At 52.7% G+C, this 14,916-nt stretch carries 12 protein-coding genes and 3 pseudogenes; 3 read left to right on the forward strand and 12 right to left on the reverse strand.

The genetic code is table 11. The annotated features are described in order from the left end of the window. Nucleotides 1-1,414, reverse strand: a 1,414-nt coding sequence (locus CPT76_RS13010) for a WG repeat-containing protein (protein WP_181152827.1), incomplete at its 3' end; no start/stop codon positions are given. Nucleotides 1,415-1,752: 338 nt separating this feature from the next. After that, a complete protein-coding gene (locus CPT76_RS13015) occupies nucleotides 1,753-1,944 on the reverse strand; it encodes a hypothetical protein (RefSeq protein WP_105443220.1) in 192 nt (63 codons plus the stop codon). A 322-nt stretch (nucleotides 1,945-2,266) separates the two neighbouring features. Between CPT76_RS13015 and CPT76_RS13020 the strand changes: the two genes are divergently transcribed. Beyond that, a complete protein-coding gene (locus tag CPT76_RS13020) occupies nucleotides 2,267-2,422 on the forward strand; it encodes an aspartyl-phosphate phosphatase Spo0E family protein (RefSeq protein ID WP_076166611.1) in 156 nt (51 codons plus the stop codon). 64 nt (nucleotides 2,423-2,486) lie between these two features. Here CPT76_RS13020 and CPT76_RS13025 read toward each other — a convergent pair whose 3' ends face one another. Then, complete coding sequence (locus CPT76_RS13025) at nucleotides 2,487-3,239, reverse strand: SDR family oxidoreductase (protein ID WP_105443221.1); 753 nt, start codon at nucleotides 3,237-3,239, stop codon at nucleotides 2,487-2,489. 197 nt (nucleotides 3,240-3,436) lie between these two features. Here CPT76_RS13025 and CPT76_RS13030 point away from each other — a divergent pair, with 197 nt between their 5' ends. After that, complete coding sequence (locus tag CPT76_RS13030) at nucleotides 3,437-4,306, forward strand: pentapeptide repeat-containing protein (RefSeq protein ID WP_234489231.1); 870 nt, start codon at nucleotides 3,437-3,439, stop codon at nucleotides 4,304-4,306. Between the two features lie 73 nt (nucleotides 4,307-4,379). Here CPT76_RS13030 and CPT76_RS13035 read toward each other — a convergent pair whose 3' ends face one another. The 3 genes and pseudogenes from CPT76_RS13035 to CPT76_RS13045 all read right to left on the reverse strand — a co-directional run bounded on the left by CPT76_RS13035 (nucleotide 4,380) and on the right by CPT76_RS13045 (nucleotide 7,363). Then, complete coding sequence (locus CPT76_RS13035) at nucleotides 4,380-4,691, reverse strand: hypothetical protein (protein ID WP_105443223.1); 312 nt, start codon at nucleotides 4,689-4,691, stop codon at nucleotides 4,380-4,382. A 245-nt stretch (nucleotides 4,692-4,936) separates the two neighbouring features. Next, nucleotides 4,937-6,435 (reverse strand): annotated as a pseudogene (gene proP / locus CPT76_RS13040) (glycine betaine/L-proline transporter ProP). 160 nt (nucleotides 6,436-6,595) lie between these two features. Next, nucleotides 6,596-7,363: an arylamine N-acetyltransferase family protein gene (locus CPT76_RS13045; protein ID WP_105443224.1), complete on the reverse strand. Its 768-nt coding sequence runs from the start codon at nucleotides 7,361-7,363 to the stop codon at nucleotides 6,596-6,598. A gap of 321 nt (nucleotides 7,364-7,684) precedes the next feature. Here CPT76_RS13045 and CPT76_RS13050 point away from each other — a divergent pair, with 321 nt between their 5' ends. Continuing rightward, nucleotides 7,685-7,945, forward strand: coding sequence for a hypothetical protein (locus CPT76_RS13050; protein ID WP_105443225.1), 261 nt, complete (start codon nucleotides 7,685-7,687; stop codon nucleotides 7,943-7,945). Between the two features lie 32 nt (nucleotides 7,946-7,977). On the opposite strand, the gene CPT76_RS13055 is transcribed toward CPT76_RS13050, so the two are convergent. The 6 genes and pseudogenes from CPT76_RS13055 to CPT76_RS13075 all read right to left on the reverse strand — a co-directional run bounded on the left by CPT76_RS13055 (nucleotide 7,978) and on the right by CPT76_RS13075 (nucleotide 14,915). After that, nucleotides 7,978-9,183: an extracellular solute-binding protein gene (locus CPT76_RS13055; RefSeq protein WP_258168372.1), complete on the reverse strand. Its 1,206-nt coding sequence runs from the start codon at nucleotides 9,181-9,183 to the stop codon at nucleotides 7,978-7,980. A 28-nt stretch (nucleotides 9,184-9,211) separates the two neighbouring features. After that, complete coding sequence (locus CPT76_RS39585) at nucleotides 9,212-9,649, reverse strand: hypothetical protein (RefSeq protein WP_258168373.1); 438 nt, start codon at nucleotides 9,647-9,649, stop codon at nucleotides 9,212-9,214. Nucleotides 9,650-9,670: 21 nt separating this feature from the next. Then, entirely contained in the window at nucleotides 9,671-11,710 is a 2,040-nt protein-coding gene (locus tag CPT76_RS13060) for a helix-turn-helix domain-containing protein (protein WP_258168374.1), read from the reverse strand. 544 nt (nucleotides 11,711-12,254) lie between these two features. Beyond that, entirely contained in the window at nucleotides 12,255-13,202 is a 948-nt protein-coding gene (locus CPT76_RS13065) for a glycoside hydrolase family 88 protein (RefSeq protein WP_105444064.1), read from the reverse strand. Continuing rightward, a pseudogene (locus CPT76_RS13070) lies at nucleotides 13,202-13,992 on the reverse strand (carbohydrate ABC transporter permease). The gene CPT76_RS13065 and the pseudogene CPT76_RS13070 overlap by 1 nt, the downstream one beginning before the upstream one ends. Before the next feature lie 67 nt (nucleotides 13,993-14,059). After that, nucleotides 14,060-14,915, reverse strand: a pseudogene (locus CPT76_RS13075) (ABC transporter permease). Nucleotide 14,916 lies beyond the last annotated feature (1 nt).

The raw sequence follows: 14,916 nt of genomic DNA on the forward strand, positions 1-14,916 counted from the left end.
AGGTAAAAGCGGGCTGTATTCGGACTTGGCCGCGCAGATCGATATAGCCGTATTTTCCGCCGGCCTGCTGCTGACAAACGAGCAATCCGCCGCCGGGAGGACCGGCATACTCAAACTCATATTCGTATAGACTGCGGCCGTCCAGCCCGATTAGCGCGTACGCACCATCCTTCATTTTGACCCAGGCTCTTCCACTGCCAAAATCGCCGGCTTCCTCATATCTTGCCGGGATGATCTCGTATCCCTGGGAATCCAGATAGCCGTAACGGCCGATATGTACCGTTTCCTCCTGATGGCCCTCTCCACGAAATACAGACCTGCCTTCCCGCATATCGGCGATATACGAGTACCCGCATTTCGTTACCACCTTACCTTGTTCATCGATCAGCTTGCAGTCGCCGCCGTCCGTGACGACGGCCCGGTGTTCCGAAAACGGTGAAATCGAATCATACACCGGGGCAACGATCCACATCCCGGCTTGATCGATCAATCCGTATTTTCCTCGTTCCCGGACAATGGCAAGGCCGTTCTTCTGAAATTCCGCCGCCTCTTCGTATCTGGCCGGAAGTACCATCGTACCGCTCGTGTTGATATACCCCCACCGAATCCCTTCGGCGGTTCGGACCGAAAACCGCAGGAGCTCCGCCACGCGAGGCAGCTGCAGGATCTTCCTCTCCAGCGTCAAAAGGGTTTCCCGGGAAGGATACGGCTGGGCAAATCCTAATGCTCTTCGTACCGAATGCAGTGCCGCCTGCGGGATACCGGCCCGATACTGCGCCTCGGCCAGATAGTACCAGTAGAACGGATAATCCGGATAGGATTCGGTCATCCGTTCATAGTAGCGGGCTACTTCAGGATAATAGGCGGGGTAAACATCTTCTGCCGGGTGAAAACTCCCGTCCCGCCAGCGCAGCACCTCCGTCCGGTAGGCCTCGCCCGTATCGTGGATCCAGAGTGCGAGCTCGGATCTGCCGTCTGGACCTCCAGGGCCCGGCCAATCCGCCACGTCAATATAGCTGTAGCTCATTTCTGCAGGCGCCACATCACTCAAACCGTACTCCGTCCACTCATACACGGACAACTTCGACCAAATGGAACCGATCTGCCAGCCTACGAGCAGGTTGTTCCGCCCAGGCTTGGTAACCGGTGCAGCGGTCAAGAGCGTGACTCCATAGCCTGGGCCTTGGATCCTCGCCATCGTTCTCCATGCCCCTTCGCTAAACTGGAGCACAAGCAAGTACAACGCATCATTCAACCGGTAGACGGCGGAAATCTCCGGGACCCGATCCCCAGTTAAATCCTCGGCAATCACGGCAGGTTGTCCGGCTGGAGTATTCATCGTAACCAGCTCAGCCCCTTCCGGCAGATGCGTGCTGACCAGCTGTACCGGACTTTGCGGTTCAATTTCGTTCATCCGTATCCTCCCTCTCTCTTTGCTTTTGCCTAATGGTATGCCGAGAGCGGGAAGATATGCCAGGACTGAGACAGAAAGCCGGCGAACTTGTTCTTTATCCTATCCCCGACATTGATGATCACGCTCCGCAAAATGCTGGCCCGCGACCGTTACCACCAATACCAATGGATGATCCCGATGACAAGGTACTGCAGAAATAAGTTTTGATATATGCAAAGAAAGCCTAGCCCTTACCGGGTTAGGCTTTTTATTTGTGTTCTGCTGCCTTCGAGGCTCAGTTCACTAATGAAGCAGTTCGCGCGAATAGAGCTGCGTCAAGGACGCCGTCCTAACCGGTCCTAGGCAGTTCTTGCGACCTGCCATGCCAGAATCCGATCCCGCCGGAAGGTTCTTGGGGCACCTGTCTTCAGGCATACCGCCCTGACGGTGTTCCCGCGCATCTCTTTCACTTCGATTTTACGCTGCGTAATGTTACCGGCCTGGTCTAAATAAACGATCTCCACGGTTTGCCCAACATATTTTTCTGACATGACAGACCCTCCTAACCGAACGTATGTTTTTATTATATACGAACACTCGTTCTTTATACCATGTAAATTTTACCCATTTATATCGAATCTTGCTGTCCAGGCCGGAAGGGTTTTATGAACCTAAAAAAAAATTTCATCATCGGGTAACATTTCGATAATATGTCAGCTTCACGGAAGGGATTTGAGGGGAATTTAGCGAAAAATGTAGTATCATTCTTTTTCAAAAATCATGTGCTGGATCGAAAAAAGTGTTGACGCATCTGTCGTTGCGGCATGCTGCGAGCGCAAGGAGGATGCAAAATTTCTAAGGAGCTGTTCAACCATGGATAAAATTATTCGTAAAATTGAAGAGCTTCGGTTGGAATTGAATAAACTGTCCGTATGCAGATGTCTCACCGATCCGGAGCTGATCAAGGCCAGTCAGAAATTAGACCGGGCATTAAACGACTACGACAAATTTTTAAAAGAAAACATGTAACCCAAAGAGGACCTGCTGATCCTGTCAGCAGGTCCTCTTCCTGTTCTGCATCGTGTGCAAGATGTTATGTACCTGACCGGAAGCCATCGTACATCCGGGCTGCCGTCTCTCTTGCCTGTATAGCAGACAGATGCAGCCTCTCCTCCGTACCGCCATAACCAATCTCCTCTTTACCGGTTTGCAGGTCCCTAAATACCGTGTCAGCAAACGCGTCAAGAGGCGCGCCGAAGGTGTGAAGTCCCGCCCCGCCAAGATCGGTGTTGACCGCAGGCGGCAGCACTTCAATCACCTTGGCGTTCGTTTGAGCCAGCTGAATCCGGAGACTAACGGTAAAGGAATGGAGCGCGGCCTTGGTAGAGCTGTAAATCGGAACCCAGGCTCCTGGCGTAATGGACAACCCTGAGGTGACATTGACGATGACCGGATCCGGTTGCTTTAACAAGTGCGGCATAAACAACAGCGTTAAATGAATCGGCGAATCTATATTAGTTGAAATTTCCTGACGGTAATACCCCCACTCTTTCTCCGCTTCGAGCAAATGAACCCGCTGCTGAATGCCCGCATTATTGATGAGAACGTTCAAACCCGGAAATTCGGACGTCACCTTACGGAACAATTCAAGCCGGTGGGACTCCACAGACAGGTCACATGCCACCGTATGTATATCCGGATAGCGTTCCTTCAGCTCCTGAAGCTTGTCTGCGCGGCGCCCGCAAATGATCACGGTGTTATCCGCCTGAACGAACCGCTCCGCCAAGGCCAGCCCGATTCCGGATGCGCCGCCGGTAATGAGTATCGTATTTCCGCTTATCTTCATTTCTCCTTCACTCCCGTTGGATAAATTAGTTCCCGATGATAAGAAGTCCAATCTCCGCTCGATTCCATGTATCAGTATATCTGGCGAAAGCTTCAGGCTGATAAGCATCGCGTCATCGATAAATGCTTCAATTTATTGTAAGATAACTGTAGGTAAAAAGAAAACCGGATTGATTTTACATGAAGGAGATATCAACATTGAGTGAACCAAACCCATATCATTTTGAAGACTTAGGAGACTTCGGACGAGCTGCCCTGAAGGCAGACTGCGAGAAATGCTTCGGCCTGTGCTGCGTCTCCCTTCCTTTTGCCGCCTCATCCGACTTTGCCATGGACAAGCAGGCGGGAGAGCCCTGCCGCCATCTCCAATCCGATTTCCGCTGCGGTATTCATAACAGCCTGCGCCAAAAGGGATTTCGCGGATGTACCGTTTATGACTGTTTCGGGGCCGGACAAAAAGTTTCCCAGTTTACTTATAGCGGCATAGACTGGCGCCAAGCGCCGGAGACGGCGAAGCAAATGTTCGAAGTGTTTCCCGTCATGCGTCAGCTGCACGAGCTTCTGGCCTATTTAAGCGAAGCGCTAAGCCATGCAGACGCCCACCTGATTCACGAGGAGCTTCGAACGCAGCTGCACGAAACGCAGCGTCTCACCGAACTTCCGCCAGAGGAAATATTGAAGCTGGATATTCCCGCTCACCGGGCCGAAGTAAACCTCCTGCTCCTTAAGACCAGTGAACTCGTTCGGGAGGAGGCACGCCGACGTTACAAGGGACCATCTTCTCGTAAGAACCTGAAGGGACGCGGGGCGGATCTGATCGGTGCCAAGCTGAAAGGCGCCGATCTCAAATTCCAGAGCTTTAGAGGCGCATATTTGATCGCGGCCGACCTTCGGGACGCAGACCTCCGGATCACGGATCTGATCGGCGCCGACTTCCGGGACGCGGACATCCGCGACGCGGATTTGAGCGGAAGCCTTTTTCTGACCCAGTTCCAGATCAATGCCGCCAAAGGGAACGCAGCTACCAAAATTCCAGAACATTTGGAGCGACCTTTTCACTGGACCTAAAGACTGCCAAGAGTTCACAAAATAAAACAACCGCTGGAACCTCGTTGTCCCAGCGGTTAATTATTATTGGATATTAGGCGCGTTCTCCACGCAAATCGGGGAGGGACGGCTCAAAGGAACTGATAAATACGTCCTTCTTGTTCTTCTTGCTGTTCTTCTTCATGACACCAAACAGCGTAATGACAGCATACATCGGCACCACGTAGTAGAAAATCAGAATCAGGTAGAACAAGCCGCCAGAGCTTAAATGCATTCCGGACGCAATCGCAAGACCCGTGAGCAGCAATGTATTCATGACGTTGGCAATCAACACCTCGTGCTTCTTCCCGAAGAACAACACACCGATCAACGCAGCGGTAAACACAATCAGCAGTAAAAAGGTCATGATGAATTCCTCCTTAAAAACATTGGATGCTATATCATACGCTATGCATCAGCGATGATTCACAATTTCGACAAATTGCTTTCACAATTTAGACACAATTAGATTACCTCAAAGATAACACATTTAAACAGAGTTGAAAAGGCTTTCACAAAAATATTTGGAAAAAGAAGCAAAAAAGGCGCCGGAACCCTTGTTCCAGCGCCTTTTTTAAGATTTATATATTTCATCACGCAATCCTTATTTCCTTAACGTGTCGGATCTGAATCGGACAGCTGATCGTGGATGGCCGACTGCTCCTCATGCCACCACAGCGCTTCCTCCGGCTCTTGAAGCACCTCATGAACTTCGTGCGGCTTCTCCACCGCGGGCGCAGAACCGCGAAGTGACCGGCCCGAGGTCTCGGTAAACCACATGGTCACGATGACGAAGCCGATAATTGAAACCGCGATCAAATAATACGCCGGTACCAAGGGCTCCCCGGTCAGATTGATCAGCCAAGCCATGACAAGCGGAGTGGTCCCTCCGAACAGGGATGCTGAAATATTATAAGTAATCGCCAGGGCCCCATATCGGACCTTGGTAAAAAACAAAGCCGGAAGCACGGACGGCATGGTGCCTTCAAAGCAGGTTAGCAGCACGGCGAGGCATAGCAAACCGAGAAAGACCATCCCTCCCTTGCCGCTCCCGATCCACCAAAACGCCGGCAGCGAGAGCACAATCAGCCCTAGCAGACCGCCTTGGATGATGCGTTTGTTCCCGATCCGGTCACTGAAGTAACCCATGAACAGCACAATCGGGATCATGATAAACATGACAATAAGAATGAGCAGCAGCCCTTCCGTCTCTCCGTAACCGAGCACCGCGGTAAGATGCGATGGCATGTATGACAATACCATATAGTCCACGACATTGAAGGAACACACCATGACGATGCAGAGCAGGACGACTCTCCACTGAACCTTTAACAGTTCCCGGAAAGGCACTTTCTGCCTCCCTTCATCCTGGGCTGCTTTCTCCATCGCCTCAAAGGCGGGAGTTTCTTCGAGATGATTCCGCAGGTACAGGCCTACCAAGCCGATCGGAGCCGCGATAAAAAAGGAATCCTCCAGCCCCAAGCCAGCATCCGGTCGGGTCCGAGCAGGTAGCTAAGCAGCGTCACCAATCCGGATCCGGCAATGTACCCCACCAGGGTGCCCACTTCCAGGCCGCTCGCCATAAATCCGCGGCGCTTGTCGGGCGTGGATTCGGCAATGAAGGTCATGGCGCCCGAATACTCTCCCCCGGTGGAGAAGCCCTGGACCAGGCGGGCCAGCAGAAGCAGCACCGAAGCGGTAATACCGATCGATGCGTAGCTCGGGATGAGGCCGATGCACAGCGTAGACACCGCCATCATGACCAACGTGATGGTGAGCACTTTTTTCCTGCCAAGCCTGTCCCCCAGCCTCCCAAAAAACAAACCGCCGAACGGCCTGACGAGAAAGGCGATGGAAAACGTGGCAAAGGTATAAATCAGCTGGATGGAACCCGTCATCTCCGGGAAAAACACCTTGCCCATAATGACGGCCAAATAAGAGTAGATTCCGAAGTCGAACCACTCCATGGCATTTCCCAATGCGGTGGCAACGACGGCCTTCTTGGCGTTGCCGGTGTCCACGACCGTGATATCGTCCTTATGGAGCCGGGGTCCGGATTTTTTTCGGAAAGGCAGCGCCCATTTACTTTTCTCGTGATTGTTGCTGTCCATAATCGAAGACTCCTCTGCAAGCGAAAATACCTTGACCAAACTAGTATTCGCCCGAAGCCTTACACCAATTCATCGAAGAGCGGCAGCACCCCTTCGGTAACGAAGTCAGTCTTCTTAGCCTCAATACGGGCTACTCACGAGACCGGCTGATAATGGACCGTCATTCCTTCCATTCAATATGGAATAGCTCGCGCAGCACCTGCTCAATCCGTTCCGGCTCGACGTCCTCTTTAGATTTCGTCTCTCCGTTTACCCAGGTTAAAGAGTTTCCGCTCAGCGTAACGCGTCCCTGCTCCGTCTGAATCATGGCCACCCGTATTTTATTGAATTTCGATTCGTGCCCGTACTGCGTCATATCGAACACCGCTTTGAAATCTTCCAGCAGTCGCGGCTCCCTGTCCAACTGGTACAGCATCTCCCACTCATCTGGGGTTTCCTTCTCCAAAACAAATCGGTCCTGCTCTTCTATATACGGACTTATGCGCCAATTTCCATCCCAGTCCTCAGTCAATTCGCCGTTCAGCGGAACCGGTACTCGGGGACTTCGCCCGCCAAAGCCAACATCCACGAGGTAATCTCCACCCGGAAGCTGAACGACATTTACGGCATGGGTTCCATCGATAAACCATCCCTCCTCCTGCTTAACTGTACAGGCCGCCATCGATACGTTGAATCCAAGCGCTTTGAGAAGGTTGTGAAACAATCCGTTCAATTCGTAGCATACGCCTCCGCGCCGGCCTTCAATGATCTTGTTGAAGAGTATGTCCGGATTCATCGATAATGGGACCCCATCCATGATATCTAGGTTTTCAAAAGGAATATGCATAACGTGCCGATATTGCAGTTCACGCAGAAGCTTCAGATCGGGCATGATGTCGATTTGATGGGTTATACCCAGTTTGTTCATGTATTTTTGCAGGTTAAACATTCTTCTCTCCTCATTTCGGAATATGAAATCTTGATTAGAAACGCGCTGATTTATGTGCGATTACAGAAAATCCATTACTTATAAGTTACAGGGAGCGATCTGCGGGGACAATGCGAATTTATCACAGCTGTACCGGTACAAATCAAATTCAGGTATAATGGTAATGAATGGAATCCTATATTTTCCATAAAAGATGAGGCTTTGTGAAAGGCACCGGAGTAGCATCACATGGCATCAGCCGCATTGAACAATTCTCGGCTTGCCTATCCGTCAACGCAATGAAGCCCAGCGAACCGCTGGACTAATGGGAGATGAACCTTCATGCGCTATTTTTTCAAATTGAATGTGATGAGCTGTATTTACGCTTTCCTCTTTTTCCTCCATGCGGAAAGTTTGGTCAACGTGTACAGGCTGGAGAGAATCATGAATTGGACTGGCATCTATCATGCATTGAACTGGGCGAATCTGGCCCTGCTAGCCGTATCGCTGATCCTTTGTTATTGGCTGAGCAAGCGTCTCGTTTCCGGCCTTGCCTTTAACACGTCTTGTCAGCAGCGGTTCCGGCTATCAGGAAAGGCATAAAATCGTAGGTTTCGGGACAGCCCGTTCCACGGTCAACCGGTGGTGTTCCCGCCTGTTTTGGATACGGATGCGCGATAACGGTCCAGCGCCTGCTGTTCTATGCCGATGGCACGCTGGATATTCATCAGCCGGATTTTTTTCACGTATTCATCAAAAGCGGATACCGGCTCCATGCCAATAATGATTTTCAGCGACATTTCGGTTACGGCCTTGTTGACTTCCTGCATGATCACCGCCAGCTCGGTGCTCTCCTTCTCCGTGGTCGGAAGCGCAGGCAGCGTATGAAGCGCCGCATCCGTGTCGGACCACACCCGGACCGCCTCCTTCTGTTCCGGAAGAGAATAATACTGTTCCATGTAACGGATATCCTGGACGAAAGGTCCGAAATAACTTGCCCTGGTGTACATCGCCAGCGCCTGTGACGGCGCCAGCTTATCCGGGTTGTGCAAAATGACGTCCGTATACGCCGGATACCCGTCCTTCATCTCGTAACTGACCCCTTCGATGCCGAAATTAAAGAGCAGATGTCCTTCCGGTCCGTACCCGTAGTCCAGCATCTTGACCGCTTCTTCGACATGCTTGCTCTTCGCGGAAATCGCCACCCCGCTGGATCCGACAGCCGGGGCCAGCTGCCCGAATTCGGGCCGGTCCCCGCGTTGAAGCACCGGATAGGGCGCCGGAACGAGTTCCACCGACGAATCCTGCGCTTTCATAACAGGCAGCCACGTGCCAATGCCGGCGCCCGCATTCCAAATGCCAGCACCGCTCCGGCTCAGGATCATGCTCGTATCCTGTGTTTCGGAGTCCACGGCAGCAAAGTTCGGGTCGATCAGCCCTTCCGCGTACCACTGCCGGAACAGGGACAGAAATTGTTTATACCCCGGCTCAACCGGGCCGAACTTGACTTTTCCCTCCTCTTGGTAAAAGCCTTTCTTAATTCCGAATGCGCCGATAAACCCTCCACCCTCGATGCCAAACAGCGGGTTCGGTACGCCAAGGAAGGTAAGCGGCGCCTCCGCGCCTTTCTTTTCCTTGAATGCCTTGAGCACCGTATGCCAATCGTCGATCGTCACAGGTACGTCCAGGCCCAGCTCATCCAGCCAATCCTTGCGGATAATCGGTCCCTGGTAAGTCCGCAGCTTGTCGTCTCCCTGGATAAACGGGAATGCGTAGTAGCTGCCTCCGGCTGTACGGATTTGCATATCGATATCGGGATGCTCTTTCAGGTACCGCTTCAATTCGGGGCGTACTGATCGATGGCTTCGTTCAGGCGAAGAATATAGCCGTCGTTGATCGCCTTCTCGGTCCCCCCGGATAATTGATCCATTCGTACTCCATCATATCCGGCAGATCGCCTGATGCCAGCAGCACGCTGATCGCTTCCTTCGCCTGGTTGGCCGGAGGCTGGATGAACGTCAGCTGGACGCCGGTTCTCCGCTGCCATTCCTGAAAGAACGGCACCTGGTTAAAGGTGGACTTGATCCCCGCCGCGTTGCCGTTCAGTTCAGCCCAATAGGTCAGCTTGGCATCCGAGGCGGACGAACCTTTGCCTCCTCCCGCCATCAGCGTTGTTTCGGCAGTCGGCAACGTACTTGCCGTATGCGTCGTCCGCTCACGGTCGCAAGCCGGCAGTACCGCCATCATCAGGACCATGAAAGCCAGCCATCCCCACACCGCCGCTCTCCCTTTACCTTTCCACTTCATAGGTACCTCCCGAAATAAACATCAAATAATTTCTTTGTACTTGCCCGGCGTAATGCCTTCGTATTTTTTGAACACCCGGATGAAGGTCGCGGGGTCGTTGTATCCGATCTGCCTGGATATCTCGCTGACCGACTCGAGCTTGGTCCGCATCAGCTGTTTCGCCTGCTCGATCCGGTATTTATGAATGCTGTCCAGTATGCCTTCGCCCGTCTGGGTCTTATACAGCTTCGACAGATAGCTCCCCTTCAGCTGAAAATGCTCGCCGATCGCGTTGACGTTCAAGTTCATGTCCATGTAATTCGCTTGGATGTACTGGTGGACTTCCTCAATAAGGTTCCGCAGGGAATCCTCCCGCTCCCTAGATACGTGGGATGAACGTTTAGCTGATGCGTAGGCACACACTTCCTGAAGGAGGGACTGCAGCTTCTCCTGCATTTCCCGAAGCGTGCCGCATGCCATAATATCGTCGATCCAGCGCGGGTTGTCGGCAAGCGTGATGCCGCCGCTCCCTTCGCCCAGCTCGTTGATCGCCTTGATCATCGTCCCGACGAGATTGAACATCAGGCATCTTGCCAGTGTGAGCGGCATGACAGGCTTGTCCAGATTTTTCTCAATGATCTCGTTCATACACGACGCGGCTTCATCCAGGTCCCCCGCCTTGATCACATTAATTAGCTGCTGCTCGATTTGAAGCGGATAATAATAGCCGTAACCGATGTCTGCAGTGCTGTCGGCACGGATGTCCTCGTATGCGATGATCCCTTTTTTGCCGAGGACCATCTTGTATTCCATCGCGTCGACCGCCTCTCGGTACGCCTCGGAGATGCCGATCCAGGAAGCATGGCGTCCGCTCAGTGAGATGGTCAGTTCCATGTCATACCGCTCCAGAAACCGCTGCGCCTCGGCAGCGATGTCATGAAGATCGTGCTCCCATCCGGAAGTATCCGCTTTCAAATTGACAAGGCAGGCCATCATGTCATCCGTTTCGACCACATATCCGGCATGTCCCTGCCTTTCCGCCAGCTCTTCCACTACATTGGATATGATCAGATGGATCAACTTGCTCCGTTCATTCATGTCGATGCCCGGCAAAAATTCGTACAGCTTGTCTTCGTTCTCGATGACGAACAGGAGCACGGCAAATTCCGTGGATACCTGCTTCATCTGAAACGAGCGAAACGCATCCTCATAGGGAACCAGTGTATCCGGTTTGCCTTTCAGCAGCCTGTTGATCATATTGGACCTCAGCACCTGCTGGTGCTTTTGCAGCTGCATGGAAATCTCGTCGTTTTCAGTCCGGGTGCGGGTGACGACTTTCTGGATGAACCGGAACTCGTTCGCATCGGCATAACTACGGTCGGTGTTTTCATCCTTGAGGGACTCGACCAGCTGCTGTACAGGCGAATAGTTGCGGCGCATAAAAAACCAGGTCAGAACGCCGGCACCCGCCAGGCTTACGAGTATGCTGACATACGTAAAATTACGTACGTATTCCGCCTTTTCCCAATAGATTCCGCTCGGGATGATCAGGGCGTACTTCAGGTCCGAGACAGAGGAATTGATTGAGAACAGTTCCGACGATCCAGCCTGCGCGGAATCCGTTTGAATCCGCTTACCATTCAGAAATGGCGACAGCTCCTCCGAGTCCGGATGGTTGGACATCAGAATCTCGTTATTATGGTTCAAAATGAGCAGCGTCGCACCGCTGAAACCCGAAATGCCCTCCACCGCTTCCTGGAACCGGCGGGTATCGGACATGACCACTACGCTGCCAGTGCTCTGCCCGTTCATGTCTTTCGGCAGCTGCGTAATATAGGCGATTGCCGTATGTTCATCAGCCGCATTGGCATGGGGAAGCACGATAAAGGAATTGCTCGTCCCATTCAATACTTCGCTCTTCCATTGCTCGAATGTGAGCGCACCGGTTTGGTGAATTGTATAGAAAGCGGATTTCAAGTCGCGGATATTTCCGGACCTGTACACCGAGCCGTCCCGTCTGGAAACAACGTAAAACTCGTCAATGGAAGCATACGACGTTTTAAACAGCCTGAATTCATTCACANCTGATATGCCGTGTATGGCACTGAGCCGGCATGCTGGAATACATCAGATGCTGCAAATTCGGGCTCCATGTCATTTCCATATTCAACCGCTTCATCAGGTCGATCTGATTATCGATCGTATACCTCATCTGCTTCAGGAGCGAATCGTTGGCCCGGTGGATTTCGCTTTTCAGCGCATGGCTCGCCTGGGCATAGATCACCAGGCTGATGACGATCGGAACAAACAGCACCGCGCTGTATGATACGAGCCAGGTGACAATGATGCTCTCCCGTTTCCGCCATAGGTTTTGAATGTTCAGCAAAAGACCATCACCCATACTTCAATAGTTTGTCTCGATTGATTAGACACCCATTATATCGAATATCGCCTGGGATGCGTATAGATAAAAAGTGCAATCCGGTTGATAAAAAGCGTAATATCCCCTGGCTGGATACGGAATTAACGCGAAAAAGCCTCGGGAGACCTCACGGTCTACCCAGGCTCATGCGGATGAATGGACAGGCGGTCATGCATCCGGCATCAACTCGCTATCCGTATCTTTTTAAAAGATCCGGTGCTTCCATCCGTTCAGTTTGGCGGCCGCCTCAATAAAAAAGTAGTCGCCGTAAATGAGAGACACATCCACGTTTTGTAATACCGGCTTATGGCCGGTTCCGTGCAGCAGGACGGCCTCATGATCCGGATCATTCCATGTTCCGTACGCCGTGTACAGGGAATGCAGAATCCGCTGCGCGGCATCAAGATATCCTCTTCCCCGGATATCGCCAAGCACTTCCGCGAGCTCCAGCAATCCGGACGCCGCGATGGCGCCGGCCGAGCTGTCTCGCACGATGCCGCCCTCGGCCTCCACTGCTTCCGCTCGAAAATCCCAGTACGGCACGCCATCCTCGGGCAGATGCGAAATAAAAAAGTTCGCCACCCGCTGGGCTGCCGCAAGGTAATCCGGACGGTCCGTATAACGATACGCATTCGTTAGACCGTATAGTGCCCAGGCCGCCCCCCGGCTCCAGGCCGAATCCGGCGCAAAGCCCTGTCCGCCGATCGCTTCGGCGGCTTCGCCGGTTTCGGCATCGAACCGGATGATATGATGCACGGACCCGTCCGGGCGGACGAAATGGCGGACGACTGTATCCGCATGCTGCCCTGCGATATGTGCATACCGCGGGTCGCCGCTCTGTTCCGATGCCCAGAACAACAGCGACAGATTCATCATCGTATCGATGATCGACCAGCCGGTCTTGTCGCCGTTCCAGGCGCGGATGAACCGGCCGGCAGGGTTGAAGCGCCCGGCCAGGAAGCCGGCGGCAAGGAGCGCGCGTCTTGCCGCGTCTTTGTCTCCGGTCAGCTTATGCTTGATGACCGCGGTCGGCAAAAACTGAAAACCGACATCATGATCGTAATGATTCGGAGCGAGCCACAGTTCCGACAACCTTTCATCCCAGTTCCAGGCAGCCTCCCGGTATTTATCCTCACCGGTCATGTCGTACATCAGCCACAGCACGCCCGGAACGGATACACGCACAGAATAGGCACGGTCGCCACCATAATCGTTGCGTATTTGATGTTTCCCCGATTTGGAACCGGTCTCCAGCCGAAGCGCCCGATGACATGCTGTCGGTCGAGTTGGAGATCAGAATTTCACGCAGCACCAGCTGCAGGGGAAACAGGTTTCTGTCTTTGATAAACACCGACGCGTAGAACCATCCGTTCCACTTGTCCACCGCATAATAGAGAATCATGACGGCGATGACCGGCATGGACAACGGGATGATAATCCGGAACAAAATGGTAAAATGATTCGCGCCGTCGATTTTGGCCGATTCCTCCAGGCTGTCCGGAATGCCCATGAAGGCCGTCCGCATGATGATCAGGTTAAACGTGCTGACGGCGAACGGAATGATCGTGGACCACAGCGTGTCCAGCAGGCCCACGCCTTTGACGACGAGATACAGCGGGATCAGACCGCCGCTGAAGAACATGGTGAACACGATAATGAACATGAACACCTTGTTCCACATTACGTTTTTGCGCGACAGGACATAAGCGCCCATCGAGGTAAGCAGCAGATTAACCGCTACCCCGAATACCAGTATGAACAGTGTATTGCGAAAGCCGATGCCGATGCCCGGGTTGTCCAGCACGCTCTTATAGGCGTCGAGGCTGAAGCCGAGCGGACGCCACAGAAAGCCCTTGTGGCCGAGCAGCCGGGCTGAATCGCTGAAGGATGCGAACAATACATACACCAGTGGATACAAGGTCACGACGACCAGAAAAATCATCAGGGCGTAGTTGATGACATTGAATATGCGGTCACCCCAACCGCTCTCTGTTTTCAAGCTTACCACCTCACCATAGGCTGTTTTGACTCACCCTCCGGCTGATGGCGTTGGCCGTTATCAGGAGGACGAGATTGATGACCGAGTTGAACAAACCGACGGCGGAGCTGTAGCTCCAGCCGAACTCCAGCAGGCCTTTGCGGTATACGAAGGAGGAGATGACGTCTGCCGTTTCGTATGTAACCGGGTTATATAGAAGAATGATCTTTTCAAACCCGACGTTGAGCAGGTTCCCCATTCGGAGAATGAACATGATCATAATGGTCGGCAGCAGTCCGGGCAGTGTAATGTACAGCATCTGCTTCAGACGGCTGGCCCCGTCGATCCGGGCCGCTTCGTACTGCTCCAGATCGATGCTCATGAGCGCAGCGATATAAATGATCGATTCCCAGCCGATCCGCTGCCAGATTTCGGACAGCACGTAGATGGGCCGGAACAGATCGGGCTTTTGCAGCATGGCCTGGCCATCATAGCCTAGGAACATGAACAGGCGGTTGATGAGCCCGTCCGCGTTCGTAAAATCGGTGATGATGCCGCAAATGACGACGAGCGAAATAAAATACGGCATGTACGTGATCGTCTGGACGACGCGTTTGAATTTTTTCTGCGTACTTCATTGATCAGGAGTGCCAGTATGATCGGCGCCGGGAACTCAAAAACCAGCGTATAAAGGCTGATCAAGACCGTATTTTTTAAAATCGCCAAAAATAGTAGCTGCCGAAAAAGTCATGAAAATGCTTCAATCCGACCCAGTCGCTGCCCAGAATGCCCTTCATGGGCGAATAATCTTTGAACGCGATCAGCGCCCCGTACATGGGTGCGTAATGAAAGACCAAATAATAGGCGATTACCGGCAGCATCATGATG

The organism is Paenibacillus sp. AR247, assembly GCF_002968895.1.
Lineage (GTDB): Bacteria > Bacillota > Bacilli > Paenibacillales > Paenibacillaceae > Paenibacillus_AQ > Paenibacillus_AQ favisporus.

What these genes read in the sequence shown, in the direction of transcription:
- CPT76_RS13045 (WP_105443224.1), bottom strand. Translation starts at nt 7,363, where the DNA reads ATGTTTAACCTGCAAAAATACATGAACAAACTGGGTATAACCCATCAA.
- CPT76_RS13035 (WP_105443223.1), bottom strand. Translation starts at nt 4,691, where the DNA reads ATGACCTTTTTACTGCTGATTGTGTTTACCGCTGCGTTGATCGGTGTG.
- CPT76_RS13020 (WP_076166611.1), top strand. Translation starts at nt 2,267, where the DNA reads ATGGATAAAATTATTCGTAAAATTGAAGAGCTTCGGTTGGAATTGAAT.
- CPT76_RS39585 (WP_258168373.1), bottom strand. Translation starts at nt 9,649, where the DNA reads ATGAAGTGGAAAGGTAAAGGGAGAGCGGCGGTGTGGGGATGGCTGGCT.
- CPT76_RS13015 (WP_105443220.1), bottom strand. Translation starts at nt 1,944, where the DNA reads ATGTCAGAAAAATATGTTGGGCAAACCGTGGAGATCGTTTATTTAGAC.
- CPT76_RS13050 (WP_105443225.1), top strand. Translation starts at nt 7,685, where the DNA reads ATGCGCTATTTTTTCAAATTGAATGTGATGAGCTGTATTTACGCTTTC.
- CPT76_RS13025 (WP_105443221.1), bottom strand. Translation starts at nt 3,239, where the DNA reads ATGAAGATAAGCGGAAATACGATACTCATTACCGGCGGCGCATCCGGA.
- CPT76_RS13065 (WP_105444064.1), bottom strand. Translation starts at nt 13,202, where the DNA reads ATGTACGACATGACCGGTGAGGATAAATACCGGGAGGCTGCCTGGAAC.